32 protein-coding genes and 1 pseudogene are annotated in these 20,943 nt (G+C 69.3%); 3 read left to right on the plus strand and 30 right to left on the minus strand.

The annotated features are described in order from the left end of the window. Positions 1-98: 98 nt before the first annotated feature. The 20 genes from ACIRVK_RS13660 to ACIRVK_RS13755 all read right to left on the minus strand — a co-directional run bounded on the left by ACIRVK_RS13660 (position 99) and on the right by ACIRVK_RS13755 (position 11,352). Positions 99-518 (minus strand): hypothetical protein, encoded by a 420-nt coding sequence (locus ACIRVK_RS13660; protein WP_404246456.1) that lies wholly within the window; start codon positions 516-518, stop codon positions 99-101. A gap of 186 nt (positions 519-704) precedes the next feature. After that, on the minus strand, positions 705-1,277 hold the full coding sequence (locus ACIRVK_RS13665) for a hypothetical protein (RefSeq protein WP_404246458.1): 573 nt from the start codon (positions 1,275-1,277) through the stop codon (positions 705-707). 489 nt (positions 1,278-1,766) lie between these two features. Further along, entirely contained in the window at positions 1,767-2,012 is a 246-nt protein-coding gene (locus tag ACIRVK_RS13670; RefSeq protein WP_404246460.1) for a hypothetical protein, read from the minus strand. Between the two features lie 40 nt (positions 2,013-2,052). Next, positions 2,053-2,604 carry a hypothetical protein gene (locus ACIRVK_RS13675; RefSeq protein WP_404246462.1) on the minus strand — a complete coding sequence of 184 codons (552 nt, stop codon included), beginning with the start codon at positions 2,602-2,604 and terminating at the stop codon, positions 2,053-2,055. Between the two features lies 1 nt (position 2,605). Continuing rightward, positions 2,606-2,950, minus strand: a complete 345-nt coding sequence (locus ACIRVK_RS13680) for a helix-turn-helix domain-containing protein (protein ID WP_404246464.1) — start codon at positions 2,948-2,950, stop codon at positions 2,606-2,608. Between the two features lie 86 nt (positions 2,951-3,036). Continuing rightward, positions 3,037-3,216 (minus strand): hypothetical protein, encoded by a 180-nt coding sequence (locus tag ACIRVK_RS13685; RefSeq protein WP_404246466.1) that lies wholly within the window; start codon positions 3,214-3,216, stop codon positions 3,037-3,039. Between the two features lie 158 nt (positions 3,217-3,374). Further along, positions 3,375-3,980 carry a hypothetical protein gene (locus ACIRVK_RS13690; RefSeq protein WP_404246468.1) on the minus strand — a complete coding sequence of 202 codons (606 nt, stop codon included), beginning with the start codon at positions 3,978-3,980 and terminating at the stop codon, positions 3,375-3,377. Further along, the gene (locus tag ACIRVK_RS13695; RefSeq protein ID WP_404246470.1) at positions 3,977-4,552 is read right to left on the minus strand and encodes a DUF6919 domain-containing protein; all 576 of its coding nucleotides are present in this window, start codon (positions 4,550-4,552) and stop codon (positions 3,977-3,979) included. Before ACIRVK_RS13695 ends, ACIRVK_RS13690 begins: the two co-directional genes overlap by 4 nt. A gap of 169 nt (positions 4,553-4,721) precedes the next feature. After that, positions 4,722-4,898 (minus strand): hypothetical protein, encoded by a 177-nt coding sequence (locus tag ACIRVK_RS13700; protein ID WP_404246472.1) that lies wholly within the window; start codon positions 4,896-4,898, stop codon positions 4,722-4,724. Between the two features lie 18 nt (positions 4,899-4,916). Next, positions 4,917-5,456, minus strand: coding sequence for a hypothetical protein (locus tag ACIRVK_RS13705; protein ID WP_404246474.1), 540 nt, complete (start codon positions 5,454-5,456; stop codon positions 4,917-4,919). Positions 5,457-5,593: 137 nt separating this feature from the next. Beyond that, positions 5,594-5,947, minus strand: a complete 354-nt coding sequence (locus ACIRVK_RS13710) for a hypothetical protein (RefSeq protein WP_404246476.1) — start codon at positions 5,945-5,947, stop codon at positions 5,594-5,596. Between the two features lie 33 nt (positions 5,948-5,980). Further along, positions 5,981-6,679 carry a hypothetical protein gene (locus ACIRVK_RS13715; protein WP_404246478.1) on the minus strand — a complete coding sequence of 233 codons (699 nt, stop codon included), beginning with the start codon at positions 6,677-6,679 and terminating at the stop codon, positions 5,981-5,983. Positions 6,680-6,754: 75 nt separating this feature from the next. After that, the gene (locus ACIRVK_RS13720) at positions 6,755-7,030 is read right to left on the minus strand and encodes a hypothetical protein (RefSeq protein WP_404246479.1); all 276 of its coding nucleotides are present in this window, start codon (positions 7,028-7,030) and stop codon (positions 6,755-6,757) included. Between the two features lie 55 nt (positions 7,031-7,085). Continuing rightward, positions 7,086-7,238, minus strand: a complete 153-nt coding sequence (locus tag ACIRVK_RS13725; RefSeq protein WP_404246481.1) for a hypothetical protein — start codon at positions 7,236-7,238, stop codon at positions 7,086-7,088. Beyond that, on the minus strand, positions 7,235-7,642 hold the full coding sequence (locus tag ACIRVK_RS13730) for a hypothetical protein (protein WP_404246483.1): 408 nt from the start codon (positions 7,640-7,642) through the stop codon (positions 7,235-7,237). Before ACIRVK_RS13730 ends, ACIRVK_RS13725 begins: the two co-directional genes overlap by 4 nt. A gap of 308 nt (positions 7,643-7,950) precedes the next feature. Continuing rightward, entirely contained in the window at positions 7,951-10,119 is a 2,169-nt protein-coding gene (locus ACIRVK_RS13735; protein WP_404246485.1) for a bifunctional DNA primase/polymerase, read from the minus strand. Then, entirely contained in the window at positions 10,116-10,445 is a 330-nt protein-coding gene (locus ACIRVK_RS13740) for a hypothetical protein (RefSeq protein ID WP_404246487.1), read from the minus strand. Before ACIRVK_RS13740 ends, ACIRVK_RS13735 begins: the two co-directional genes overlap by 4 nt. Positions 10,446-10,594: 149 nt before the next feature. Continuing rightward, on the minus strand, positions 10,595-10,804 hold the full coding sequence (locus tag ACIRVK_RS13745) for a hypothetical protein (RefSeq protein ID WP_404246489.1): 210 nt from the start codon (positions 10,802-10,804) through the stop codon (positions 10,595-10,597). Positions 10,805-10,936: 132 nt separating this feature from the next. Then, positions 10,937-11,113: a hypothetical protein gene (locus tag ACIRVK_RS13750; RefSeq protein ID WP_404246491.1), complete on the minus strand. Its 177-nt coding sequence runs from the start codon at positions 11,111-11,113 to the stop codon at positions 10,937-10,939. Continuing rightward, positions 11,110-11,352 (minus strand): helix-turn-helix domain-containing protein, encoded by a 243-nt coding sequence (locus ACIRVK_RS13755; protein ID WP_404246493.1) that lies wholly within the window; start codon positions 11,350-11,352, stop codon positions 11,110-11,112. Before ACIRVK_RS13755 ends, ACIRVK_RS13750 begins: the two co-directional genes overlap by 4 nt. A 151-nt stretch (positions 11,353-11,503) precedes the next feature. Between ACIRVK_RS13755 and ACIRVK_RS13760 the strand changes: the two genes are divergently transcribed. From ACIRVK_RS13760 to ACIRVK_RS13770, 3 genes are all read left to right on the plus strand, one after another. Then, positions 11,504-12,274: a hypothetical protein gene (locus ACIRVK_RS13760; protein WP_404246495.1), complete on the plus strand. Its 771-nt coding sequence runs from the start codon at positions 11,504-11,506 to the stop codon at positions 12,272-12,274. 144 nt (positions 12,275-12,418) lie between these two features. Next, positions 12,419-13,456, plus strand: coding sequence for a tyrosine-type recombinase/integrase (locus ACIRVK_RS13765; protein WP_404246497.1), 1,038 nt, complete (start codon positions 12,419-12,421; stop codon positions 13,454-13,456). 101 nt (positions 13,457-13,557) lie between these two features. After that, entirely contained in the window at positions 13,558-13,683 is a 126-nt protein-coding gene (locus tag ACIRVK_RS13770) for a hypothetical protein (protein WP_404246499.1), read from the plus strand. A gap of 39 nt (positions 13,684-13,722) precedes the next feature. Here the strand turns inward: ACIRVK_RS13770 and ACIRVK_RS13775 are convergent, their stop codons facing one another. From ACIRVK_RS13775 to lepB (ACIRVK_RS13820), 10 genes and pseudogenes are all read right to left on the minus strand, one after another. Next, positions 13,723-13,998 carry a helix-turn-helix domain-containing protein gene (locus ACIRVK_RS13775; protein WP_404246501.1) on the minus strand — a complete coding sequence of 92 codons (276 nt, stop codon included), beginning with the start codon at positions 13,996-13,998 and terminating at the stop codon, positions 13,723-13,725. 204 nt (positions 13,999-14,202) lie between these two features. After that, entirely contained in the window at positions 14,203-15,696 is a 1,494-nt protein-coding gene (locus ACIRVK_RS13780) for a recombinase family protein (RefSeq protein ID WP_404246503.1), read from the minus strand. Beyond that, positions 15,686-15,988, minus strand: a pseudogene (locus tag ACIRVK_RS13785) (magnesium chelatase domain-containing protein); the annotation flags it as partial. The gene ACIRVK_RS13780 and the pseudogene ACIRVK_RS13785, both read right to left, overlap by 11 nt. Position 15,989: 1 nt before the next feature. Next, a complete protein-coding gene (locus ACIRVK_RS13790) occupies positions 15,990-16,352 on the minus strand; it encodes a YraN family protein (protein ID WP_404246505.1) in 363 nt (120 codons plus the stop codon). A 107-nt stretch (positions 16,353-16,459) separates the two neighbouring features. Then, positions 16,460-16,768: a DUF2469 domain-containing protein gene (locus ACIRVK_RS13795; RefSeq protein WP_003993268.1), complete on the minus strand. Its 309-nt coding sequence runs from the start codon at positions 16,766-16,768 to the stop codon at positions 16,460-16,462. A 56-nt stretch (positions 16,769-16,824) separates the two neighbouring features. Continuing rightward, a complete protein-coding gene (locus tag ACIRVK_RS13800) occupies positions 16,825-17,349 on the minus strand; it encodes an NUDIX hydrolase (RefSeq protein ID WP_404246507.1) in 525 nt (174 codons plus the stop codon). Next, positions 17,339-18,115, minus strand: coding sequence for a signal peptidase I (gene lepB / locus ACIRVK_RS13805; protein WP_404246509.1), 777 nt, complete (start codon positions 18,113-18,115; stop codon positions 17,339-17,341). Before lepB (ACIRVK_RS13805) ends, ACIRVK_RS13800 begins: the two co-directional genes overlap by 11 nt. Positions 18,116-18,218: 103 nt before the next feature. After that, the gene (gene lepB / locus ACIRVK_RS13810) at positions 18,219-19,202 is read right to left on the minus strand and encodes a signal peptidase I (protein WP_404246511.1); all 984 of its coding nucleotides are present in this window, start codon (positions 19,200-19,202) and stop codon (positions 18,219-18,221) included. Continuing rightward, the gene (gene lepB / locus ACIRVK_RS13815) at positions 19,090-20,220 is read right to left on the minus strand and encodes a signal peptidase I (RefSeq protein WP_404246513.1); all 1,131 of its coding nucleotides are present in this window, start codon (positions 20,218-20,220) and stop codon (positions 19,090-19,092) included. Before lepB (ACIRVK_RS13815) ends, lepB (ACIRVK_RS13810) begins: the two co-directional genes overlap by 113 nt. Then, positions 20,213-20,920 (minus strand): signal peptidase I, encoded by a 708-nt coding sequence (gene lepB, locus ACIRVK_RS13820; protein WP_404246515.1) that lies wholly within the window; start codon positions 20,918-20,920, stop codon positions 20,213-20,215. The genes lepB (ACIRVK_RS13815) and lepB (ACIRVK_RS13820) overlap by 8 nt, the downstream gene beginning before the upstream one ends. Positions 20,921-20,943 lie beyond the last annotated feature (23 nt).

Genomic DNA, 20,943 nt, shown 5'->3' on the forward strand with positions numbered 1-20,943 from the left:
GACGTACGCCGCCCGCTGGATTGGAGGCGCGGACAGGGCACTGGTCGGGCCCGGCCGGACCATCACGGCCGGAGTCATCAAAGGCTGAAAGCCACTGGCTACGCCTCGTCTGTGTCGTAGCGGCCGGCGATCAGCTCGCTGATCGTCATCGGGCGGGGCCTCGGCTGCAGACGGCCCGCCCAGTGCTGTGCCGTGTGCTGCTGCCACTCCTCCGACGACATCTCCCACAGTGGCTTCGACGGCGGCGCCACCTCCGTGACGGGGTCGGGGGCCGGCGGGGCGGACTCCGTGACCGGGGCGCCCGTCGACAGCTTGGCGAGGGCCTCCGTGACCGCCTTGTCGACGGCGTTGCGGATCCGCGCCTCCGTTATGGCGTCCGCCCGGCGGGCACGTGCCTCCCGCACACGGGCCACCTGCGTCCGCCGGTCGACACCGCGGCCGGCCGCCTCCCACTCGGCGGCGATACGGCGGGCCTGCGCCCACGGGTCCCGCACCAGCGGGCCTGAAGTCTTAGACATGATCGGCTCCTCAGCCGCTCGAACAGGGTGGGGGACGTGAGGGCGTTCGAGGGTGTTGGCGCCCCGGTGGCGCAGGCCGGTCAACGCGGTGAATAGGAGCAAGCCCGCTCGCGACCTTGGATCCCGACAGCGCCGCTCTCAAAAACGCTTCGGGTGACTTTGACGCCCATACCGGGACGCCACCCGTCAGGCGGGAAGATCAGGGGTACGCCACACCAGGGACAGAACCTGGTTGTGCTCGACGAGGACCGTCGCCCGGTTCGGGAGCGCCGGCCGCGCCGCATCCGGCGCCCAATACCCAGCCGCCTTGCCCCAGTCGTGCGCCTCGAGACGGGCCTGCCCGGCACGCTGCTGCGCCGCCATCGCATCCGCCATCGTCTGCCGCAGCGCCGCATACGCGGCACGGGCCTCGGCGATCCGCGCGTCCATCTCGTCCATCGCCTCCGCCTCTACGGCGGAAGCCTCCTCGAACTGGCGCTGCGCCTGCTCCCGCCGCTGCCGTTCCTGCGCGGCCCGCTGCTCCGCCTGGCGGTGCTGGTCGAGTTCCTGCACCCCGGCCAGGAGGGCCTTCACGTGGGCGTCGGCGACCAGGAGGGGTTCACGGACCTCGTCCGCGGCCTTCTTGTGCCGGTCCGCCGTCACGTAGTCCTTCGCCTCGAGCGCCTTGTTCAGTTCGAACTCGGCGCCCTCCAGCCGTTCACGCAGCGCCTGCGCTTCCTTCCGGGCCTCGGCCAGCTTCTCCTGCAATGGTGCCGCCATGGTGGGTGCTCCTCCTCGTCCGACGCGCCGCGTAGGCACGCACGTCGCCGAGGTCGACCAGCCACACGTCCCGGGCCGCCTTACGGCCCCGGATCGTTCCCGCGCCGGCCAACTGCCTGACGCGGGCTTGGGAGACCCCGGCGATCGTCGCGGCCTGCTCGGTCGTGATCTCATCGCCTGGATCAGAAGGTGACGGAACATGCGCAGCCGTAAGAACTGTTGCCTGTGAGGCGTTTGTGGCTGCGAAAGCACGGCGTTGCGTCTCCCGCCGCTGATACGTCACCGCCGCCTCCTGCGCCGCGACCCGCACCGCCAACACTGCCCGCGACAGGCGAGGCGCCCGCGCCGACACCGGCGGCGGAGTCCCGTTCAAAAACGCCTCCAACGTCAACAACGCCGCCGCCAACTCGGCACACAACACGCCCGGCACCACCAGCCCGTCATGCAACACGGTGGGGCCCGGACGGTCATCGCCGCCAGCCGGTCGAGTCACAGCTGATCGGCCTCCAGCCGGGCCGCCATGACCCCAGTCGTACGCAACAGCGCCCCCGGGTCGGCAGACGGCACTGCAGCGCCGAGACTCGCCGCGCACAGCGCCGTCAGCACCACGACCACCTCATCCGCCGGAACGTCGCCGATCAACTGCTCCTGCGACACGACGATCCCGGCCGCCTGCGCCGTCACCAGCGCCACCGCCGCCTGCAGCGCGCGGACACTGATCGTCTCACCGGGCATCGCACTCAACCTCTCTCAGAGCTGCAACTGACAGGCCGGGTCAGGAAGCCGGTCCCTGCTCCCGGCGCCAGCGCAGTTCGGCGCCCACCGTCCACTGCGCGCGGCCCGCGAGCTGCTCCTTGTACAGCGCGTCCGCCGCCGCCTGCCGCGCCTTCTCCAGAACGGCGGCCTTCGCCACATCAGCCTTCAGGAGCAGCATGTTCTGCTCGGCCTCCACCTCGGCCGCGGTCTTCTCCCTCGGCCGCACCATGCGCGGAGCCTGCGGGTTCGCCCGCCGGATCTCGTCGGCCTTCTCCAGATAGGCGGACGCGCCGATGTTCGTATGGGCCGTCTGCGCCTTCGCCGTCCACTCCTGCACGGCAAGCTCGGTCTCATCCCGCGGCGCGGCCTTACAGACAGCCTGCGCCCGCTCAAGGTGGCCCCAGACCAACTCACGAGGCGTACTGTCCGCGAACGCCTTCTCGTACAGCCGCTGGGCTTCGTCGCAGCGGTCCAGGACTTCCGCCTGGTCCAACTTGCCGACGACATCGGCGGTGAAGTAGTCGATGATCCGCGGGTACTTCGCCCGCATCTCAGGAGTGATCTGGCCCATCTCAGGCAGCCTCTCGGTGTCGGTCCCTCCGATCGGCCACCCATGCCGCAACACTGCTGCCGTCGAGAACCCACTCGCCTCTGCGACCCGACCGCGACGCCGTAACGTCACCTCTGCGGGCCAGCCTTCGCCAGTAGCCATCCGTCAGACCGGTCAGCTGTGCTGCCTCTTGCGTGGTCAGCCGTTCTGTCACGACCGAAGATCGCGTCCCGGAACCGTTTCCGTCCTCTCCGGTTCCGGAACCAGCGCTGACCTGCATTTCTTCACGGAACTCGATCGCTGCCCGGTGAATCGGAGCAACCACCTCCAACAGGGACTGCGGCGCCCCGCCGTCCCGCAACTTCATGTCCCGCAGCGCCCGCACCAAGACTCCGTCCAACACCGCGCAATCACGCGCCGACAGATGAACACCCGGAGGCAGACGGCACGCCACTACCGCACCTCCCCCCGCGCCACCGCCAGACCGACACGGCGCAGCCGCTCGACACCGTCCGGGACGTCCGCCAACTGCCGCGCCGTCGCCGCCGCCAACAACCCGGCCACATTCCGCACATCCGCCTCGTCGAGCAGCGGCCCCACCTGATCGTCCTGGTGCTCGTAGAAAGCCGCCACCAACGCCACAGCACTCTGAGCTGCCGACGGACCAACCGCGCCCGCCTGCGGGCCGCTCACAGCCTCCAAGAACGCCAGCAGCGCACACCGGGCCCCGATCCCCGCCGCCACCGCCTCACGCCCGGACAGAGGCCGATGACACCGCCTGCACCGGGCCGTCACCATCCGGCCTCCTCGCGCTCCTCGGCAGGCAGCAGACGCAACTGCCGCGCCACCTCTCGGCGGGCCAGGATCGCCTGATCCCCAGAAATCCCCGCAGCCCGCAACCCCGCCGTGAACGCCGCAACGACAAGCCGCGCCTGCGCCTCCGACAACTCCACCAGCCGCTCATCAATCCGCAGCCGCGCCATCGTCGCAAGAACCGACGCCGTATCCCGCAACGCCGCCTGATACGCAGACAGCTCCCCGCGGATCTGCTCACCCGACCCGCCCTGATAGCGCACCGCCTCCAGCCGCTCCACCCCGCCACGGAGCCAGTCCTTCACCGCCACCAGCTCACCAGCCAGCCGCTGCAACTCCCGATACGGATTCTCAACCGGCTCAAACCCCAACCGGCGCACCGCGTCCGCAGCCTCACGCCGCGCCAACGCACGAACCGCACCAGACGACTGAGTACGCGTCGCCCCACCATGCAGACGACACCGCCCCTCACCGACATGCGACGTTCCCCACCCCGCCGGCTTCTCACAGAACCCGGGCCCCTGCCGCTTCTTCGCACCGCACTTCGCCAGGTCATGGAGACCCGTGCCTTCCCCGATGGTCATGAACGCTCCCCCACCCACACCGCGGACAGCCGCTCCCAAAGCAGGCCAGTGCGGCCCCACACGGGATCGAGGATGTCGACCTGCCAGGCGTTACAGAGGGCGTCGAGGCCGGCCAGCCCGAGGCCTTCCCCGTACTCGTCCGCAAGATCGGAGGGGGAGGTGGCGCCTCCGACCCAGACGTTCTCTCCCCCGTACACCGTGGCGACGATCGACGGGGCGACGTCGCTGCCGCCCGGATAGGCGACGACCACGAGTTCAGTCCTGAGCAGAGAAGCCTTGATGCGTTGGGCGGTCTGCTCCGTGCAGAAGCCACTGACCGCGGCCCGCTGCCCGTCGCCGTCCTCGTCGAGGGGTACGCCAGGCTGCGAGAAGGCGGTGACGTAGCCGTGACGATTGAGGTCGGCGAGGACGGGCACGAGCGGGATGGTCTCCTCGTCGGGGGCGGCCGTGCCGTAGCCCAGAACGTAGGAGATACGACCTTCGAGCCACTGGGCGGTGAGTTCGCCGAGGTCGTCGAGGGTGCGGGCGGCACGCCAGAGAGCACGGTGGGCGGGGTCGGGGGTGTAGCTCATGGGTTCGTCTCCTCGGGGATGTGGTGGTGGGGGCATCCGGCGCCGTGCACGTCCGTGCATCGGGGGATGTGTGGTCTGCGGCAGAGCCGGGCGCCGCAGCCGCGGACGCATGGCTTGCTCGTGCCGGCTTTGAGCGGTCGGTCGCATACGGCGCACCGATGGCGGGCCGTCACTGCTCGTCCTCTCGGGGCGCGACGATGGCGTACCGGCTGCCGCAGGGTCCGCGGCGTTCGCCGGCCTCGAGGTGGCGGTGGACCGCGTGGCAGTGCGGGCAGTCGACGAGCAGCTGCAGGCGGCCGGCGGTGACGAGGGGCCTCGCAGCCACCTCGGGGATCACGGTCTTCACAGGGGTTCCAAAGGGTGTCTACGGGGACGGGGGTGAGGTGCTCGGCCGGCGTCTTGTACGGGCCGCCACGACGTCGCGGAGCGCCTCCAGGCCCTCAAGGCGCTCCCGGGGCGTCAGTGGCATCGTGGTGGCCTTCCGAGCGAGCGTCGCGAACGTCTCGGCCTGCCCGGCGAGACGGCGCTTCTCGGCGTCTCTCACGGCCGTAGAACCGCCATGGTTCGCGCACGGGCCGACACCCGGGGTGTCCGTACCGGCGCCCGCCCACCGGCGGCACGGCCGGCCATCCCGGCGCGGTCGCCCGCACCGCTCCCGTACCGGCTCCGGCACCGGAGGCCTCGAGACGGCGCGCGCCCGGCGGCCGGCCTCCGACCACGCGCCGAACAGCGCGTCCTTGAACGGCTTCGCCACCGACCACATGGCGCCGACGACCACGACCTCACAGGCTTCCAGCAGCCGAGGAGCGAGAGCCTCCACCTCGACCGCACCCGGCACGTCACCCACGTACACGACCGCGACGCCCCCGGGCAGCGTCATGACCGTGCCCGGCTCCGGCAACACTTCGCCCTCCCTGGGACGACAACACCGGACACCCGGCCGGCGAGAAAACCCGCCCGCCGCAGCCCCCTCGGGACGGGACGGTTCATCCCGGAATGTGACCTCCGAATGCCGCCCATTAGAGACGCCGCTCTCCGGGATCACGCCGCCACCTGCCCAGGACGCTCGGGCAGGGCGAGCCACAGCAGCTCACAGCCGGCCTGCGGGCAGCGGACGACGTCGAACGCCACCCTGGAGACGGTGACCTTGCCGACCTTCCGGACGGTGCGCTGAGCGCGGCATCCGGGGCACGGGAGGCTACGAAACGGGCTGTTGGGCATCGGGGTCCCTTCTGTGGTCTGGGCCTGGCGGGCGAGCTTGGCCGCGTGCCTGCGGGCGACACCCGCGGTGCGGGCGGCGGCGAGTTCCTCGCGCTGCTGCCGGCGTTCGGCTTCCCGCCGGCGCGCGGCCTCGATGCGGGCTCTGACTGCGGCATCGACATGGGACTCGGTCATGGGCTGGTACTCCTTCCTGTGCTGACTGGTGGGTCAGTAGCGGGGGCTGGTCTTGGCCCGGTCGCGGGCCTTCACGTACTCGGCGCGGGCCTTGATGAACTCCGCCGCGCTTCCGCCCCGGTCGGGGTGGCTGGCGGCCATGGCGGCCTTCAACTCCTTCAGACCAGGCGGCACCACCGGCTTGGGGATCTCGGGCGGCTCGGCGAACAACACCAGCCAGCGGGCGACCGGCACTGAGCCGTCGCGTTCGAGTTCCTGCCGGTCGACGTAGCCGGCCTCCCACTCGAACGGACCGCGGGGGCGCAGGTAGTAGACCCGGCGACTGGTCTTGCGGGTGATGGGGAAGCTGACGACCTTCCCGGGAAGCCACGTCTGGTCGTCGAGGTCGTACCGGCCGGGCTCGACCGCGTACAACCAGCCGATCGGCTCGGCGGGCGGGGTCATCACCTTCGAGGGGTTCGCCTTGGGCGCCTTGGCCGTCCGCTTCGCCGCGTTCAGGTGCCTCAGCTTGTCGGTGGCCACGGAGTGGCGGACGTGCACGTGGGCGTACCGGCCATCACCCAGGCGGAGGGCGGCCGTGTTGGCCTCGCGGGAGGCCTGGTCGGGGCTGTCGGCCCACCCATGCACGTCCTGTGCGGGGTCACCGACGAGGCGGGTGGTCCAAAACCAGCGGCGGCGGCCGGACCGGCAGCGCCCCCACATAATCAGCGGCGGGTCGTCCGTGGTGGTCACCAGGTCCTCCTTCGTGGTCTGCTGGGTGGGTGGCCGGGCCCGATTCGTGCGGGCCCGGCCGTCGTACGAGCGGGGTCAGACGCGGGTGATCTCGCGGGCGCGGACCTCGACGTAGCCGAGATCCGGCGTGTGGTCGCGCAGCTCGTTCTCGATCCACACCAGGTCGCCCCACAGGAACGCGGGCTTGATCTCGGTCACGACGCTGCCGTCCTGCATGTGGGCCTGCACGACGGTGGCCCATCCGATGACCGGGCACACGACCTCTCCGGTCTCGCCGCCCAGGTCGAACGCGACGACCCAATCGGGCCCGGTGGGGGCGAGGCTGATGATGCTGTCGGTGGCGATCTTCATTGCGGTTCTCCCTGTTCGGGTTGGCCGGCCGCTCGGGTTGGCGGCCGGAGTCTGGTCAGTTGGTGCTGGTCTCGTCGGGCTCGTCGTCCTGGTCGTCGTCCTCGTCGAGGTCGGGGTCCGGCCGGCGGCCGAACGGGCCGGACTCGCCGGGGCGGTGGGCACCGAGCTGGGGAGCGCCGCCCTTGTGCCGGAACGGGTGCGGGATCACGCGGCGTCCCCGGGGCCGACGAGGCGGATGAAGTCGGGATCGCCAAGTGGGTTGAAGCCTTCGCCGCCCGTGTCCACGGCGATCGGAAACGTGTCGCCGTTGCGGCGGACGGCCCATGCGACGACCGGACGGAAGGTCGTGGTCGTCTCGCTGGCGATGAACTCCGCGGTCCAGCCGGTAGCGGGCGCAGCAGCTACAACGGGTTCGTCAGTGATCTCCGTCTTCTTGTATCCACGCTGCGTGCCTGCTTCAGCGAGTCCTCCGAAGTCGTCGTCGTGGACGTAGGCGTTGCCGTTGGCGTCCCATGCAATGACGGGCTTACGGACCGCATAGTCGGTGCCGTTGGACCTGGTGCGGGTGAAGACAGCAACGTGGCCGGCTTCAGCGGGGATCAGGTTGGTCATGAGGTTTCCTCGGTTCGGGTGGACAGCAGGCGGTCAGTGCTCGTCTCGCGCGCGATGCCCAGCGGCTGAGAATCCTTCAAAAGTGAGAATCCATGTCCTGACCTGCGCTGATAGCGAGAATCTGAGTGAGAATCCGTGAGAATCCACGAGTTGGTGAGAATCGGTGCAAGCCTCAACGGTTCTCACTGATTCTCACCCCCGTTCTCGCTATCAGCGCAGGTCAGGGCCTGGTTTCTCGCGTTCTCGCGTTCTCACGGTGTGGCTACGCGCGCGCGAGGCTCGGCGCTTCGGCTGAGAATCGGCCGTTCTCACTTCAGTTCCTCCGGGAGTCGCCACACGGTCACCTGGTGACCCGCCAGGCCGGTCGTTTCACCCTTGATCCCCAGAGCCTTGCGAGCGCGGTAAACAGCCGGTTGGGAGAAGTCCAGGGACTTGTACGCCTTCTTGATGTCCGCAAGGTCGGCTTCGCCGCCAGCGTTCATCAGGTAGGCGCGGAGCCACTTCACGCAGTCCTTGCCGATTTCAACGTCGATGCTGGTCTGGCCGACCTGCTCAAGCTGCTTCTCCACCGACGTGCCGGACTCCGGACCCAGTACGAACCTGGGCACGTGTGTCTCGTCGCCGTCCTCCAGCTGCACGACGGTGTTGGCCAGGGTGTATGAGTACGACGGGATGTCGGTTCGTCCGAGATTGCTCTTGGCCTGGCTGAGGACGAACCGCGCGGGACCCTCTTCTTCCGCGTCTTTGTCGCGGCTGAACACGATCAGTGCGCGCAGCAGGGCTGAGAACCCGCGGGATCCCATGAGCCGCTCCATCGGGTCGGTGCTGCTGCCCTTGTTGAAGTGGGACAGCCCGAGGACGGTCAACCCGGCCTTGGCGGCCGTCTTCACGAGCGGTTCGAGGGCCGCCCGTACTTCGGACTCGGCGTTCGGGTTGATGTCGCCGCCGATGTGGGAGAGCAGCGGGTCGAACACGGCGAGCGCCACATCGTTGTCCATGGCGAACTTGCCGAGCGCATCGTGGTGAACGGCGACATTCAGCTTGATGTTGCCGGACTCGATGGTTCGGACAGCCACGCACAGGACGCAATCAAGGTCGGCGCCGGCCGCAACGAGCCTCGGGGCTATGGTGCGCTCCCAGTCGTCCTCGGTGGCCGCGTAGATGACGTTCTTCGGCTGGCCGTAGAAGCAACCGGGGAGGGTTCCCCGCGTGATCTGCGAGGTCAGCCAAATCGCGTACTGCGACTTGCCTGTGCCGGGGAGCCCTGCGGCAACAGACAGCATCGCCTTTGGGATGCGGCCTTCGGTGTGCGGGATAGCGCCGGGCTTGGTCGTGTCCCACAGCCACTCGGTCTTCTTCAGCGTGAACGAGGACGCCTTGCGGAACACGATCTTCGGGGCTCGGTCGTACTCCTCGCGCTCCTCCTCGGTGCGGAGGTCCGGGGCCTGGCCGTGTTCGGCCTCGGGCTCCTGCGCCGCCTCGGGTGCGGTTGCGAACACAGGGTCGTCAAGGGTCCGGCCAGCCGCGAAGTGGTCGCTGATGTCTTTCGCACGGCCCACTGGTGGCCATGGGTGCCGGGGCTGCGCCATACCCGCGCCGAGCCCGGAGGCGACGGCGCCAGCGGCACGTCCCTCGGGGTGGTTTCCCGCACGAGCCGCAGCGAGGAGGTGCTGCCGGGCCTCGCCCTCGGAGATCGCGCCCGCGCCGACGAGGGTCCCGAGGTTGAACGCGGCCGTGTTGATCGTGTTGTTCTGGTCGCCGTCCGGCGCGTAGGTGATTGCGTCGCACTCGTCCTGCACGACCTTGCGGGTGTAGGCGTCGAGCCGGTCCATCGAGACGGTGATCCCGGCGACCGGTACGAACGTCGCTTTCGGCCGTGCGGTGAGCGCGTCCAGCAGCCAGGCAGGCGCGTGTACGGGCGCCTGCTCGGGGTTCTCCAACGTGTAGATGACGCCCGTCTGGTGAACGGAGCCGGGACCGATGACGTACGCATTTCCGGCGCGCACGTCCCCGTCGAACTCGCCCTTCAGCGCGCCGAGCCCGTTGCCCAAGTCCAGGTCCGCCGGGCCCCACACATAGTCGTGGTAGCCCTTGGCGGTCAACACTCGCATCGTGGTCAGCCACGTCTCGCCCCGCGCCTTGGCGACGTCCTCGATCGCGCCGGGGCGGTCGCTGTCGACAACGAAGAGACGCGCGTTGGCAGGACCGCGGCAGGCTCCGACGTAGACGCCGTAGTTCTGCGGACGCCGGGTGAGTTGGCGGCGGATCTCGTCCGGGTCGGTGGTGTACTCGGTGGTGAACTTCACCGAGGGGTGCTTGCCCCGCTGCTCGCACGTAGCAGGGTCGTGCCATTTGCCGATACCGGAGCACTGGGGAAGCGACGGGTGATCGGCGGAGAACACGGCGAACCCGCGCTCAGCGAGCCGGACGGCCCCCTCGGCCGTCACCGACTCCGCCACCTGCTGCTCGTCGTTCACTCGGTGGTCTCCGTGCAGGTCAATTGGCGGATGCGGCAGATTGCCCGACTCCGGGCGGCTGCGGCCCTGCGGCGGCGCAGCGCGACACGGGCGCTGGCGGCCACGGAGACGAGGTCCATGTCGGTGCCGCTCACCAAGTGGCCTCGGCACTCGGCCAGGGCGGAATCCAAGTCGTGGACGAGGTCCTGCAGCTGCTCGTCGTCCAGGCCCGCGATGCGGGAGAGCGCCGCTTCCAAATCCAGCCCGGTGGTCGATGCGGTGGAGTGCTGCGCCGAGCGGGCCCGTGCCGCACCAGCGGATCCCGTAGAGGTGTTCTTCGTGCTCATGTCCTTGCCTTGTCGCGAAGGCGGGCGCGTTGAGGGTGTGCCGTTAGGCCGCGCCTCGCGAGACGGATGTGTCAGCGTCTGTGCGTGCGCCGCGCCGTCGCCCCGCCCGGTCGCGTGGACCAGGCGGTGACGGAGGCCGGCGCGGGAGGTCACTCGCGGGTTCCGGCAGCGAGCGGGTAGCGGGCGCGAGCCTGGGAGCAGTGCGGGCACTGGCAGCGCCGGACACCGTCGCGGGCCGCAGTGTCGACGGCGGCCTCGGCGGTCCGGTCACGGCCCTGGTAGCTGTACGGGTCCCGGTCCGCGACACGGGCGCGGCGCAGCGCTTCATCCTGCTGCGTGGGATATGGCAGTCTTGTCATCAGGCGTGGTGCCTTTCTTCGATGCGTTGCCCCGGGTCGCTGGCGAGCGATTGAGCCCGGGGCTTCGCTGTTGGTCGGGTTCTGCGTCAAGGCCCGGTCGCTGGTGCTGGACACACCGACGGCCGGGCCGTCTCATGCGGCCGTTGCGCACGGCTCGGAGTCGGACCAGATGAGAACCCTGAGCTTGCTGATCTGCTCCGGGCTCAGGGGCGGGGCCTGGTCGACGACCTCCTGTACATGGAGCCAGTACGCCTCTCCGGCCTTGTCGCCTCGGGCTGCGGCCTCGGCTGCCAGGTCGCCGGCGTTCACGCCGCCTCCCGGCGGCGGGCGGCCAGGATGGACAACACACGGTGATAGGCCAGCGCGTTGTTCCCGCGCGGGCGCCGTTCGCCCTTTTCCCACCGCATTACGGCTACGTGCGTGACACCGACATCACGTGCGACCTCGGCCTGAGAGAGCTTGTTGCTCTCCCTCAGTTCCCGGGCGTAGCCGCTCAGGATCCAGTCGCATACCTCGGCGATGCGGTCCACTGTGGACTGCTGCGTCATGCCGATGACTCTATCAACGTGGCACAGCCCTGTCACCATTCTGGTAAGTCCACTTGATGTCACGCACTTGATAGACCTGTCGCCCTGTCATCTACGCATCACATGGCGTGACAGGCTTGCCGTGTCAGTGACACGTCCATATCGTGGCGACGTGAGTGAGAAGCGCGACGACCTCAATGTCTTGGCGATCTGGCCTGTCCCACTGAAGGACTTCACGTGGGTCAAGACCGGGCCGGATACCGCCGTACCGTCACGCTTCGACGTGCGCATCGATCTGGCCGACCCTGATCTCACGATCGCGATGACGATCACTGTCGGATCAGGGGGACGTGCTCTAGTGCGGGAATTTGCCGTCTCCCCCAGGGACTTCAGCGCGACCGTGACGACGCGGATGCTCCGCAAGATCCCCTTGGAACGGCTGCTGCGGGCATCGCTAGAGAACGTGACCAGGAAGGCAATCGCCCGCCCAGACATCCATCCGGACGCCTTCCAGATGCCAGGTGATCCGGAATCGCAAGCATGGGTAAGCCCACAACCCGGGGCCGGCCGTGGTCGAGAGGTACCGAAGGATCGGATCGCGCGGGCAGCCGAGGTCTACAAGCAGGCACTCGCGTCTGGCAACCGGGCGCCCGCCGAGGCCGTAGCGGAGGCGATGCACTACTCGCGCGCGACTGCGGCCCGGGATATCCGAGCTGCTCGCGAACGCGGACTACTGCCTCCAGTTGGCGGCCCGCAGTCGGCGAGTCAGGCCGAGGCCAAGCTCGACGCGCCCTCGTCGGATGACGTCCCCGCCAATCCTGTGTGGCGCCGCCTCGACGCCCCTGAGAAGTGGATGCCGATGCAAGACTTCCTCAACCGGCCAACCGGTCCGGACATCGTCCATCCGGGGATTCCCGTCAAGGATGACTCGGCGGACCAGTAGGAACAGACCCGATAATTCAGGGCCCGCACCATCATGGTGCGGGCCCTTTCCCGTTCCCGTCGAGGGGATCCCTAGGGATCGTGTCTGGCTCCTGATAATGTTTATTCTCTGGAATCAGAACGGGGCTGTGCCGAGGGGGAGTTCATGACCGAGTTGGAGCGCCGCGAACCTACGGCCCCGCCCGCGACCCGGCAGCTGTCGCCCGAGGCGCAAGCCGCGCTCGCCGCCGGCCGCGCCGACTCCACCCGCCGGGCGTACCGCGAAGACCGCGCCGCGTTCCTCGCATGGTGCAAGGAGCGCGGCGAACAGCCGCTGCCCGCGACGCAGGAACTACTCGTCGAGTACGTCACGCACCTGACGCGCACGCCCCGCCCTCGCACGGGCAGGCCCTCGGCGCCGAGCTCCCTCGAGCGCACTCTGTCCGCCATCACGACCATGCACGCCGAACTCAGCCTGCCCAAGCCGGAGACGAAGGGCGCCCGTACCGTCATCGCCGGGTACAAACACCAGCTGGCCGTCGACAAGAAGCCTGGGGGCAAGCAGCGACAGGTGAACGCTGCGCTGCCGCCCGCACTGCGGAAGATGCTCGACACCCTCGACCGGGACACACTCATCGGCAAGAGGGATGCGGCCATGCTGCTGCTCGGATACTCAGCAGCGACCCGGTCCTCGGAACTGGTCAGCATCGACATCGGTGAGCCCGCCGAGTGCGACGAGGGCTATCTCGTGTCGATCTACCGAGTAAAGATGAAAAAGTTCACCGAGTCGGCCATCCCCTACGGGAAGAGCCCGGCGACCTGCCCTGTACGCGCGCTCCGCGCCCTGATCGTCGCCATGCGGGAGGCGGGCCGTACCGAGGGGCCGCTGTTCGTGCGCATCGACCGGCACGGCCGTATCGCCCCGCCGATGATGCGGCGCGGCAAGCCGATCGGCGACCCGTCCGGCCGGCTCACTGCCGACGCGGCATCGGACGTCGTCGAGCGCCTGGCGGAGGCCGCTGGTTTCGAGGGCCGTTGGCGCGGCCACTCCTTGCGCCGAGGGTTCGCGACCGCGGCGCAGCGCGGAGGGGCGCCGATGGTCCGTATCGCCAGGCAAGGCGGATGGACGGACAACTCGACATCTCTGGCCCGGTACTTCGACGAGGGCGACCCGTGGGAGGACAACCCCGTCATGGGGCTGTGAGGTCCGCACGCTGCGACACTCCGAACAACCCTGTAGAGCCGTGCTGTCCACGGCGGCCGTGCTGACCTAACGGGTGAAAGAACACCCGGAAGGAACATCAAATGATCACAACCATCTGCGACCGCTGCGGCCGCACCATCACCTACGATGCGTCGCGCCCCGGCGATCAGCCGAAGAACGTCAAGCACATCGACGTGCCCGGCCAGCCCGCGGACTGCCCCGAGTAGCCACCGCATCGACGAGCCCCGCCCAGCGGCGGGGCTTCGTCACGCTGCTACGCGGGCCGGGTGGTTGTGGCCGGCGTCGTCCACCGCGCACCCGTATAGCACTGCAGTCTCGTCCTCGTCGAGCGCCAAGACGTCGGCGAGCGCCTGGGCGACGAGCAGGGACGGGCACCGCGCGGAGTGCTCGAGCTTGTTGATGTAGGGCCGCCGCACGCCGACGCGCACAGCCAGCTCCGACTGCGACAGGCCAGCCCGGTCGCGCGCACGGCGCAGCATCGGGCCGACTCCCTCGGGCGGTGTGCGCCTCTGTCGAATCACGACCATCTCAGACTCCACGGGTGCCGATTCGCAGGTACTGACTCCATTGTCCCCTCCGAATCAACGGAACCGCGCTCAACGCTCAACGACCCGTTGTCAGTGGCCAGTCGTAGCGTTGTGACCAACACATCTGCGTCTGCTGGCTGCTCGCGCCGATGCTCGGATGCCCCGCCCGGAGTGATGCCCGCGGCGGGGCTTCGGCGTTCACCCGGGATGCTTCCAGTCGACCTTGACGGCCTCCGGGTTGAAGTACGTCTGTGTCACGCCCGGCTGAAAGCCCGGCGGCCGACCGCGGCGCGCGGGCAGCACCGTGACCGTCATCAGCGCGTCGAGGATCGCCCGCTTCTTATCCAAGTGATAGCCAGGCCACTCCTCCACCACTCTCGCAGTACCGAGCGGCAGACCGGCCAGCACGTTGTTCTGCGCCTGCGCTGACATCTGGTCTTCCAGCTTCTCCAGCCGCTTGCGGGCGAGGGCGGTCCCGTCGAGCAGCTGCTGCCGGGTGATGAGGTCGTTGGCGTAGTCGGCGGCGAGTGCGTCCAGCTTGCCGCGTAGGGCGTTCGCCGCGGCGGCGAGGTCCTCGCGGTTCTCCGACGGGCGGGAGGGCGGCAGGAGGACGGCTACGGCGTCCGGCCGGGATAGCCGGACCAGGATCAGGTTCGTGACGTGCTGGTCGAGCGGTGCCGCGACCCGTGTCACGTGCTTGCCGGTGCGGCACCGGTACGCGGGCACGTGCGTGTTCCCCGATCCCTTGCCGGCCGTGGAGCAGCGCAGCGTCTCCGTGCATCCTGGGCTGCCGCACCGGTACAGGCCCGAGCCGAGCCACACCCGGGCGTTCCCGGTCGTGATCTTCCGCTCTGGGCGCTCGAGTACCGCCTTGCAGGCACGCCACTTCTCCTCGGGCACGATGCCCGGCCAGGTGGCCTCGCCGACGACCTCGCCCTTGTGCTCGATGAGCCCGGCGTTACGGGCGCGCAGCAGCAGTTTGCGCAGCTCGGTGGGCGTCCACTCGCGGGATTCGGGTTCGCCGCGGGTGCCGTCGGGCTGCTTGAACCGGCGCGCCACGGTCCGCACGCCCTTCGTGGCCCAGTCGCGGCTCACGGAGCGCAGCGAGTCCCCGGCGATGATGGCGTCGACCGCGGCCCGGAGGTGGACGGCCTCTTCCTCGCGGATGGTGACGCCGTCGGATTCGTAGCCGAACGGGCGAGGGCCGCCCCGGTACTCCCCCTTGGCGAGGTTGTCGGCCTTGGCGTCGCGGACGCGCTCCGAGATCTGCTCGGCCTCGTGCTGGGCGTCGACGGCGGCCCGGAGGGCGTCCCGGCGTCCGTCCGCGGTGGACAAGTCATAGCGGCCCTGTTTGACCGTCTCGACCTCGAGGCCCTTCTCGGCGATGAGCTTGAAGAACTCAAGACCGTCGTCGAGGCGACGGTAGAAGCGGGTGGGTGCGAGGGCCAGGGCGCCGTCAGCGTGGCCGGCGCGGAGGAAGGCGAGCATCCGCTGATAGCCGGGGCGCGGCTTGCCGGAATACGCGGAGCGGTCGTCGTCGGTGTAGACGGCGGCGACCTCGTCGCCGTTCTTGTCGGCGAGGGCGCGGCACTGGCGTTCTTGCCGGTCGGTGCCGTTCTGCCGGCCTTCGCGGTCGTCGGAGATCCGGGTGTAGACGACCATGCGGCGGCCGGTTGAGGTGGAGTCGGTCATGGGCTGAGAGTAGAGCGTAAAAGTGTCTCTTCGCCACCCTTGACAGGTCGAAGCCGGAACCCGCCTTGGGCACCGATGCCGGGCTGAGTCCCACCGTGAGCTTCTTCTGCGGCCACTCGCCGCCCGAGTTCACCACCGCCGCCCGGACCCGGTCCCGGCTCTCGCTCAGGCTCTTGTCCGGCAGGCCCACCAGGGTGAACGCCGCCACCCCGGGCTCCAGGTCCGCCTGGACCTCGACCACCACGCCCTCGACGCCCACCAGCGCCACCGAGCACGTCCGTGCGAACCCCATCTCAGGCCACCCCCCGCACGTGCTCTACCAGGGGCGCGCCGCGGTCGGGGAGGACGACCCCGACGAGGTCGATGCGGACGCCTCCCGGTGGGGCGCCGCCATGGGCGTGGATCCAGCGTTCCGCGAGGTCCCGCAGGCGTCGCGCCTTCTCGGGCGGGACCGCGGCCATCGGGTGCTCGTAGGCACCCGTCCTGCGGGTCTTCACCTCGCAGACGACCAGGACGTCCCCGTCCCGGGCCACGATGTCGATCTCACCCGTCCTGCCACAGCGCCAGTTGCGCTCCAGGACCGTCATTCCGGCCTCGACCAGCCGCCGTGCGGCCAGGTCCTCGCCGTACCTGCCGAGTGCGCTTCGTGCGTTCATGTCGGCACCACCTCCGGTGCCAACCGTCACGCATCCGCTCCCACCGAATCGATCTTGGTGGGCTACTCACCGGTTGTGGACAACTCCGTCACCCGCACGAGCGGAGATCACCCGCTCGGCAGTTCCAGGTCGCTCTTGTTGAGCTCCTCAATGTTCACGTCCTTGAACGTGAGCACCCGGACCTGCTTCACGAACCGAGCCGGCCGGTACATGTCCCAGACCCACGCGTCCGCCATCGACACCTCGAAGAACACCTCGCCCTGGACCGAGTGCACCTGCATCTCGTAGTCGTTGGTGAGGTAGAAACGCCGCTCGGTCTCGATCACGTATTTGAACAGACCGACGACATCGCGGTACTCCCGGTAGAGCTTCAGCTCCATCTCGGTCTCGTACTTCTCGAGGTCCTCGGCGCTCATGGCATGTTCCCCTTCAGCCGTGCGGTCCCCCCATTGTGCGCCAGTCCCGTCAGCCCCTAGACGATTTCCACGTCAAGGGTCACGGGCCCGGCCGGGGGACCTTCGTCGAGCAGCCTGCGCAGCAGCTCGGCGAGTCTGGTCGGATACACCGTCTCATGTGCCCGGGCAAGTTCCGCACACGTCCACCAGCGCGCTCCCGCGACGGTGCGCCGCTCCAGCTCCGTGAGGCCCCTGGCCTCGGTGGCCGTCTGGGTCGTACGGGCCAGGTAGTACCACTCGTCCTGGTCCCACCGGCGCCCCGCGAACGGGAAGGAGCACATCCGCCGCCACAGCACCGGGCCGAGTTCCACGTCGGTGATGCCGGTCTCCTCGGCGAGTTCCCGCAGCGCGGCCTCTTCACGACTCTCCGCGCCCTCCAGGCCCCCGCCCGGGGTGAACCACCAGTCGTCGGACGGATCGTCCGGCTCGTGGCCGTGCAGGAGCAGGATCCGGTCGTGCGGGTCGAGCAGGATCACCCGGGCCACCTTGCGCAGGCCGCCCGAGGAGGAGTCCTCGGCCGCGCCCTCGGCCTCAGCGGGCACCCACGGGCTCCGTCCGCGTCCTCGAACGCCGTCGGCCCAGGAGTCCCGCGACCGGACCGTACGCACCGCCGCCGAGGACGAGGACGGCACCGGCGATGATCAGACCGACGATCACGCGCAGGGGGCCCGGCTGGGACAGTGCGCCCAGCGTCTCGAAGCCGGTGGGGCGCTGCAGCATGCCCTTCACCGGCCAGACCACGGCGTCCACCCGAGCCGTCACGGCGGACTCGGCGACCGTACCCTGGGCCGCGTCCGTGAGGTGGGCGGAGGAGTCCAGGGAGCCCTGGCGTTCGTCGCCGAGCAGGAACAGGCGGCCCGCGGGGACCTTCACGGTGGGGATGGTCTTGTCCTCGACCGCGCCGCCCTTGAGGTAGCCCTCGTCGATCTGCTTGCCGTTGACGGTCAGCTTGCCGTCGGTGCAGCAGGAGACCGTGTCCCCGCCGACCGCGACCACGCGCTTGACCACGGGGGCGTTGGTCACCCAGGTCTTGTCGTTGAAGACGACGACGTCACCCCGGTGTATCCGACTGCCGTCGACGCGCTGGGCCAGCACCCGGTCGCCGGCGTCGATCGTCGGCGTCATCGAGGTCGTCGGCACGGTGTACGGCCGGTAGACCAGTGCTCCCCAGCCGAATCCGCCGAGGAACAGCACAATGCCCAGTGCGACCGCCACCCCGGACAGCCGCTGCCCGGTCCTGCTGCCCACCGGGCCCGTGCTCTTGCCGCCGCTGCGCGGGGCCGTACGTGTCGTGCTCTCGCCACCCATGGGTCCGCACCCTACCCGGCGGTACCAGACCCGGTCAGCCCTTCACGGCCCCCCGGGGTCACAGCTGCACCAGGCTTTCACCAAGGCCGGGTGCGCGGACCGGTCAGCGGGTCGCGGCGGACGCGATCCTCCGGCGCCGCCACAGCACCACCGGCAGTGCACCGGCAAGCGCGAGGGCGTTCGGCGCGGCCGTCAGGGCGGCGGACGCCGAGGAGTGGTCGCCGATGCCGGGCTGGTCGAAGGTGTCCGGGACGGGCAGGGTGCTCCAGCGGTTGATCGGCCAGGCGATGACGATGGCGCGGCCCACGACCTTGTCGACCGGGACCATGCCGTTGTGCTTGTCGCTCTGGTTGTACCGGGAGTCACGGGAGTTCTGCCGGTGGTCGCCCATGACCCAGATGTAGCCCTTGGGCACCTTCACCGTGAACTGGCCGCCCTGGTCGTCGACGCTGCACGGGGTGTTGCCCGGGTACACGATCGACGCGTCGTTCAGCGCCTTGCCGTTGACCTTCAGCGGGCCGCTGCCCTTGCAGGAGACCGTGTCGCCGCCGACGCCGATCACGCGCTTGATGAGGTCCTTCTCCTCCGCGGACGGCATCAGGCCGATCCAGCTGAGGACCTTCTGCACCGGGTTGGGGTTCGGAGTCGGCTCGCCCGCCAGCCAGTTGTCCGGATCGTGGAAGACGACCACCTCGCCACGCTCGGGTTTCGAGCCGAACCACGGGGTGAGCTTGTCGACCAGGACGCGGTCGCCCTGCTGGAGCGTGTTCTGCATCGAGTCCGACGGGATCGAGAACGCCTGCACCAGGAAGGTCTTGATCAGCAGCGCCAGGACGAGCGCGATGACGATCAGGATGGGCAGCTCCTTCCAGAAGGAACGCTGCTTCTTCACCCTGGGGGTCGAGTCGCCCGGGCCCTGTTCGTCGGCCCTGGTCTGCTCGCCGGGCGCCGCGGGCTCCTCGGCCGCGCCGGAGTCACTCCCGGAGGTCACGGCGCTGTCCGCGGCCGGGACGGCTGACTCCGCGGGGCGCCCGCGGTGCTCCTCGCCGTCGTGTCCGGACCGTGCGCCAACCGCCACATCCCCCACGCCAACTCCTTACTCTGTGCCGCTGCCTGCCCCATGCGCGGCGCAGGCCCACCACTCCCATAACGAGCGGGAGTTCCGCAGGGCTCGGGAGCTGGATCGCTGACTTCGGATCGTCGGTAGCAACCCTATGCGACAGCCACGGGGACGCGGTCGTCCCCGACACGGAGTTGGAGACGGAGGAGAAAGTTTTAGGTTCCTTCAAGGACGTCATGTGCCCGAGGGGCCAGGCGATGACCATGGCCCGGCCCACCACGGAGTTCAGGGAGACCGTGCCGCCGTAGTCGGTGTTCATGTGGGCGCGGGAGTCGGCCGAGTTGCCCCGGTGGTCGCCCATCACCCACAGCCGCCCCTGGGGGACGGTGATGTCGAACGGCTGCGTGGAGGGTGCGTTGCCGGGATACAGGTAGTCCTGCTCGGTCAGGGGAACGCCGTTGACGGTCACCCTTCCCTGGGTGTCACAGCACTTGACGTGGTCTCCGCCCACGCCGATGACCCTCTTGATGAGGTCCTTGTCGTTGGCCGAGGGCAGCAGGCCGATGAAGGTGAGCCCCTCCTTGATCTGCTTGACGACGATGGGGTCGTCCTTCGTCGTCGTGGTCTGCTCGCCCGCGAGCCAGCCGCCGGGGTCCTTGAACACGACGACGTCCCCGCGCTTGGGCTGGGAGCCGAACCACGGGGTGAACTTGTCGACCAGGACACGGTCACCGATCCGGATCGTCTGCTCCATGGAGCCCGACGGGATCACGAACGCCTGGACGAGGAACGTCTTCAGGACCAGGGCGATGAGGACCGCCACACCGACCAGGAGGGGTATCTCCTTGACCGCGCTGCGCCTGCGCTTTCGCTTGACCTTGCGCTGCAGCTTGCGCCGCTCGGCGCGGGTACGGCCGTTGGTCTGACCGGTGCCGGAGGAGGTGCGCCGGGAGCCGGTGGGCAGCAGGTCCTCGGTGCCGAAGGTGCCGTAGGTGCCGTATCCGCCGTGCGGTTCGGGGCGGCGCGGCCTGCCGCGGTTACCCATGGGCGCCGCCGGCCGGGGTGGACGCCGCGGGCACGGGCGCGTAGGCGGCGGAGCCGTGCAGGTGGGTCCAGTGGGCGAAGGGCCAGACGATCCAGTCGGCCCGTCCGATGACGTCGGACACCGGGACCATGCCGCCGCCGGGCGAGCCCAGGTGGTCGCGGGAGTCGCTGGAGACGCTGCGGTGGTCGCCGAGGACGAAGAGGGTGCCGTCGGGCACGACGACGCGGAAAGGCACCGTCGACGGGGTGTCCCCGGGGTACAGGAACGCCGACTCGTCGACCGACCGGCCGTTCACCTCGATCCTCCCCTCCCTGTCGCAGCAGACCACGCGGTCGCCCCCCACGCCCACGACGCGCTTGACGTAGTCCGCGTTTCCGAAATACCCGGTTCCGTCGAAGACCACCACGTCCCCGCGGCGCGGCTCGGCACCGAAACGGTACGCCAACTTATTTACGAGAACGCGGTCCCCGATCCTCAATCCCTTTTCCATGGATCCGCTGGGAATCCGGAAGGGTTGCGCCACGAAAGAGTTGAGGAGCAGCAAAAACACCAGGCAGGCCAGCAGGGTCAGGGTGATCCGGCCGCCGGGCACCCGGTCCGTGATCCGCGCCACCAACGCGAAGCGCGACCGTCCCTCCGCAGCCACTGGTCCAGGGCGGGAGGAGCGGTCGCGCTCCGTGTGCTGTGCTTCGGTGTCCATCGGGGCCAGATGCTATCCGGCCC

Origin of the sequence: Streptomyces sp. NPDC101152, from assembly GCF_044768275.1 — a bacterium.
In the GTDB taxonomy this organism is placed as follows: domain Bacteria; phylum Actinomycetota; class Actinomycetes; order Streptomycetales; family Streptomycetaceae; genus Streptomyces.

Coding starts and splice junctions, on each gene's coding strand:
- ACIRVK_RS13660 (WP_404246456.1), bottom strand. CDS start 518: ATGTCTAAGACTTCAGGCCCGCTGGTGCGGGACCCGTGGGCGCAGGCC.
- ACIRVK_RS13665 (WP_404246458.1), bottom strand. CDS start 1,277: ATGGCGGCACCATTGCAGGAGAAGCTGGCCGAGGCCCGGAAGGAAGCG.
- ACIRVK_RS13670 (WP_404246460.1), bottom strand. CDS start 2,012: ATGCCCGGTGAGACGATCAGTGTCCGCGCGCTGCAGGCGGCGGTGGCG.
- ACIRVK_RS13675 (WP_404246462.1), bottom strand. CDS start 2,604: ATGGGCCAGATCACTCCTGAGATGCGGGCGAAGTACCCGCGGATCATC.
- ACIRVK_RS13680 (WP_404246464.1), bottom strand. CDS start 2,950: ATGAAGTTGCGGGACGGCGGGGCGCCGCAGTCCCTGTTGGAGGTGGTT.
- ACIRVK_RS13690 (WP_404246468.1), bottom strand. CDS start 3,980: ATGACCATCGGGGAAGGCACGGGTCTCCATGACCTGGCGAAGTGCGGT.
- ACIRVK_RS13695 (WP_404246470.1), bottom strand. CDS start 4,552: ATGAGCTACACCCCCGACCCCGCCCACCGTGCTCTCTGGCGTGCCGCC.
- ACIRVK_RS13710 (WP_404246476.1), bottom strand. CDS start 5,947: ATGACCGAGTCCCATGTCGATGCCGCAGTCAGAGCCCGCATCGAGGCC.
- ACIRVK_RS13720 (WP_404246479.1), bottom strand. CDS start 7,030: ATGAAGATCGCCACCGACAGCATCATCAGCCTCGCCCCCACCGGGCCC.
- ACIRVK_RS13730 (WP_404246483.1), bottom strand. CDS start 7,642: ATGACCAACCTGATCCCCGCTGAAGCCGGCCACGTTGCTGTCTTCACC.
- ACIRVK_RS13740 (WP_404246487.1), bottom strand. CDS start 10,445: ATGAGCACGAAGAACACCTCTACGGGATCCGCTGGTGCGGCACGGGCC.
- ACIRVK_RS13745 (WP_404246489.1), bottom strand. CDS start 10,804: ATGACAAGACTGCCATATCCCACGCAGCAGGATGAAGCGCTGCGCCGC.
- ACIRVK_RS13755 (WP_404246493.1), bottom strand. CDS start 11,352: ATGACGCAGCAGTCCACAGTGGACCGCATCGCCGAGGTATGCGACTGG.
- ACIRVK_RS13765 (WP_404246497.1), top strand. CDS start 12,419: ATGACCGAGTTGGAGCGCCGCGAACCTACGGCCCCGCCCGCGACCCGG.
- ACIRVK_RS13770 (WP_404246499.1), top strand. CDS start 13,558: ATGATCACAACCATCTGCGACCGCTGCGGCCGCACCATCACCTACGAT.
- ACIRVK_RS13780 (WP_404246503.1), bottom strand. CDS start 15,696: ATGACCGACTCCACCTCAACCGGCCGCCGCATGGTCGTCTACACCCGG.
- ACIRVK_RS13790 (WP_404246505.1), bottom strand. CDS start 16,352: ATGAACGCACGAAGCGCACTCGGCAGGTACGGCGAGGACCTGGCCGCA.
- ACIRVK_RS13795 (WP_003993268.1), bottom strand. CDS start 16,768: ATGAGCGCCGAGGACCTCGAGAAGTACGAGACCGAGATGGAGCTGAAG.
- lepB (WP_404246509.1), bottom strand. CDS start 18,115: ATGGGTGGCGAGAGCACGACACGTACGGCCCCGCGCAGCGGCGGCAAG.
- lepB (WP_404246513.1), bottom strand. CDS start 20,220: ATGGGTAACCGCGGCAGGCCGCGCCGCCCCGAACCGCACGGCGGATAC.
- lepB (WP_404246515.1), bottom strand. CDS start 20,920: ATGGACACCGAAGCACAGCACACGGAGCGCGACCGCTCCTCCCGCCCT.